Raw genomic sequence first — 3,524 nt, 5'->3', positions numbered from 1 at the left:
GACCGAAGCCGAATCCCGAAAGCAACACAGCGATTCGCCTTTATGCAACAGTCTCTACTAAAGAGAATCAATGTAATACACTATATAAAGATAACTACCTATGACAACTCACCTAAGAAGAGTACTCCTGCTCCTGCTCACCAGCCTTACCCTCTCGGCCGTAGCACTGGCCGACGGCGGTATGTGGCTACTGGAGCAGATGGCTGACCAAGCTGACGAACTCCGAGCTAAGGGACTACAGATCCCTGTGGAGGAGATATACAATCCCGATGGGCCCTGCTTGCAGCGGGCGGTCGTGATGTTTGACGGGGGCTGCTCAGGCGTCTTCGTCTCGAACCAAGGTCTCGTTTTGACCAACCACCACTGTGGCTACGATCAGATACAGAGCCACTCAGCCGTAGAGCACAACTACCTGCGTGACGGCATCTGGACGCAGTCGATGCGTGAGGAGCTACCCTGTCCTGGACTGGAGGTGATCTCGATCGATAAGATCACCAACGTGACCGACCAGGTGAATAAGCTACTCAAGGAGTCTCCCTACAAGGAGGACCCGATGGCGGCTTTCTCCATTGCGACGCTCACCAAGATGATTCCCGCAATCGTTGGCGAGGAGGCCATGAAGCAACCTGGCATTCGTTACGAGCTAAAGCCTTTCTATGGGGGCAACCGCTACTACCTCTTTACCAAGAAGGTCTTTACCGACGTACGGCTTGTAGCGGCTCCGCCCAGCGCTATCGGTAAGTATGGCTCCGACACGGACAACTGGATGTGGCCTCGCCACACGGGAGACTTCTCTATCTTCCGCGTTTATGTGGACAAGAACAATAACCCCGCCGACTACAGTGCCGACAATGTGCCTTACAAGCCAGAGCGCTTTGCTGCGGTCTCTACTTCGGGCGTGCAGCGTGACGACTTTGCGCTGATTATGGGCTTCCCTGGCACGACCAATCACTTCTTCACCGAGGCGCAAGTAGACGAGTGGTCTGAGATAGACAATAACATACGTATCGAGATGCGTGGCCTGCGTCAGGAGGTGATGCTGCGTCGTATGCTTGCTGACGAAAAGGTCAACATACAGTACGCTGCCAAGTATGCCTACTCGCAAAACGGCTATAAGCGCGCTCAAGGTGCCAACTGGGCCATCCGTACGCGCAACCTACAGGCGACCAAGCGTGCGCAGCAGGATGAGCTGGCTAGCTGGGCTAAGGCCAACAATCGTCCCGAGGTGAACAAAGCTATCCAGACGATTGCTGACTGTGTCGCTGCGCGTCGGGAGGCGCGTCGTGTGCAGTGGTACCTCATGGAGGGTATCCTGACGCCGATCGAGTTCCTACAGATCCCGATCGTAGATGGTCAGAAGCTTCAGCAGTGGAGCGATCCGAAGGTGCGCGAGGAGATCATCAGCGAGCTGCGTAGTGGCTACGCTGCCTTCTATAATAAGGACTACGATCCAACGGTCGACAAAGAGGTCGCGACAGTACTCCTGCAGCGCTACACGGAGCGTATCGATGAGGCGCACTGGCCAGATGCTCTTCGTGAGGGCGTGGCTCAGTATCACTCCGTACAGGCTTATGTAGCTCATCTCTTCGACAGCTCGATCTTTGCTGATCCAGCACGCTTTGAGGCTTTCCTCAAGACTCCCTCACGTGAGCAGCTCCTAAGCGATCCGATGATGCAGTTTACGGTCTCCACCATCAATCTCTTTGTCCAGATGCGTGAGCAGCAGGCTGCTTACGATGATCCAATCAAGCTGGCTCACAGAGACTACGTGCGTGGCGTGATGGATATGCAGGGCGCGCGCAAGGTGTGGCCCGATGCCAACCTGACGCTCCGCTTTACCTACGGCAATGTGCGTGGCTACACGCCTCGCGACAACGTCTACTACGGTCATCAGACGACCCTCACGGGTGTGATGGAAAAGGAAGACCCCAACAGCTGGGAGTTTGCCCTGCCTGACCAGATCAAAGAGATTTACAAGCAGAAGGACTACGGCGTCTATGCGCTACCCAATGGCGAGATGCCGGTCAACTTCTGCGCTACGACCCACACGACGGGTGGTAACTCGGGTAGCCCTGTCTTCGACAGCAAGGGGCGCCTCATCGGGCTCAACTTCGACCGCAACTGGGAGGGCGTCGGTGGCGACATCGAGTACCTACCAGACTACCAGAGGAGCATTATCCTAGATATACGCTACCTCCTCATGCTGGTCGACAAGTATGGTCACTGCCAGCGTCTGCTCGACGAGATGAACCTTGTTAAGTAACTGCCTATGGAGACACTACAACTAGAGGAGCAGATCGTCAAGATGCTCCGCACCGTCTACGACCCTGAGATCCCTGTCAATATCTACGACCTAGGTCTCATCTACAATGTGGATATACAGGAGGAGGGGGCTAAGGTGGTGATCACGATGACACTCACGGCGCCCAATTGCCCAGCCGCAGACTTCATCCTGCAGGATGTACAGATCAAGGTCGAGAGCATCAAAGGCGTCAAGCGGTGTGACATCGAGCTCACCTTCGACCCACCGTGGGATAGCTCGATGATGTCCGAAGAGGCTCAGCTGGAGCTGGGCTTCCTCTAGGACAAAGCGTTGCTGATACCCTACCTATGGGAGCTATATACTTTCTATCAGATGCACACCTAGGGTCGCCTTACCACGACGATCCTAGGCGTGCTGAGCTACGACTAGTCGCCTGGCTACGCTCCATAGCGGACGACGCCGAGGCGGTCTACCTGCTGGGCGATATGCTCGACTACTGGTTTGACTACAAGTATGTCGTGCCGAGGGGGTCCGTACGCTTCCTCGCTGCTCTGGCAGACCTCGTGGAGCGGGGTGTCGAGGTGCACTACATCATGGGCAATCACGACCTCTGGCTCACCGACTACTTTACCAAGGAGCTAGGCGTCATCGTGCATCGCGACGCGGTCGTCTGCCAGCTCAAAGGACGCACCTTCCGCCTGTCGCACGGACATCGAGAGTATGCTCTACGCTACAAGAAGGAGCGGTGGCTCTTTGGCATCTTCGAGAGCCGACTCGCACGGCGTCTCTACGCCGCGATCCATCCTCGCTGGACGGTCGGCTTCGCACAGCGGTGGGCTTACCGCAACCGCCTGCGACAGATGCGAGCTGCCGACGATCCATCACGACCTGGCTACAACCCGCAGATGAATGTGGAGCGCGACGAGTGGCTCGTGCAGTACACCAAAGAGCTAATCCAGCAGCACCCCGAGATAGACTACTATATATATGGTCACCGTCACCTGCTGCTCAATCTCTCGCTCCCCGACGATCGTCGCTGCATCATCCTCGGCGACTGGATCCATTACAACTCTTACGCTCGCTGGGACGGCGAGTCGCTCACCTTATCGCTCTACGACGAGCAGTAAACAAAACATCGGCTCATCTCGTCCTCCGAGGTGAGCCGATGTTTGTATTTACTCAGGAGTCAGCTAACTGGAGACTGTTGCATAAAGGCGAATCGCTGTGTTGCTTTCGGGATTCGGCTTCGGTCACATACGGA

3 protein-coding genes are annotated in these 3,524 nt (G+C 55.9%); all 3 read left to right on the top strand.

The features are described 5' to 3' along the window. Positions 1 to 100: 100 nt before the first annotated feature. Genes RDM37_RS08380 through RDM37_RS08370 form a run of 3 tightly spaced genes read left to right on the top strand, consistent with a single transcriptional unit; the run spans position 101 to position 3,390 of the window. Entirely contained in the window at positions 101 to 2,263 is a 2,163-nt protein-coding gene (locus RDM37_RS08380; RefSeq protein WP_308556688.1) for a S46 family peptidase, read from the top strand. A 6-nt stretch (positions 2,264 to 2,269) separates the two neighbouring features. Then, positions 2,270 to 2,584: a metal-sulfur cluster assembly factor gene (locus RDM37_RS08375; protein ID WP_273474341.1), complete on the top strand. Its 315-nt coding sequence runs from the start codon at positions 2,270 to 2,272 to the stop codon at positions 2,582 to 2,584. 26 nt (positions 2,585 to 2,610) lie between these two features. Beyond that, a complete protein-coding gene (locus tag RDM37_RS08370; RefSeq protein WP_308556686.1) occupies positions 2,611 to 3,390 on the top strand; it encodes a UDP-2,3-diacylglucosamine diphosphatase in 780 nt (259 codons plus the stop codon). The last annotated feature ends 134 nt before the right edge of the window (positions 3,391 to 3,524 follow it).

Origin of the sequence: uncultured Porphyromonas sp., from assembly GCF_902489635.1 — a bacterium.
Classification (GTDB): domain Bacteria; phylum Bacteroidota; class Bacteroidia; order Bacteroidales; family Porphyromonadaceae; genus Porphyromonas.
The sequence above is the reverse complement of the archived record's forward strand: the minus strand, read 5'-3'. Positions and strand labels throughout refer to the sequence as shown.

Excerpts from the sequence above, each read along its gene's own strand:
- RDM37_RS08380 (WP_308556688.1), top strand. The coding sequence starts at position 101 with ATGACAACTCACCTAAGAAGAGTACTCCTGCTCCTGCTCACCAGCCTT.
- RDM37_RS08375 (WP_273474341.1), top strand. The coding sequence starts at position 2,270 with ATGGAGACACTACAACTAGAGGAGCAGATCGTCAAGATGCTCCGCACC.
- RDM37_RS08370 (WP_308556686.1), top strand. The coding sequence starts at position 2,611 with ATGGGAGCTATATACTTTCTATCAGATGCACACCTAGGGTCGCCTTAC.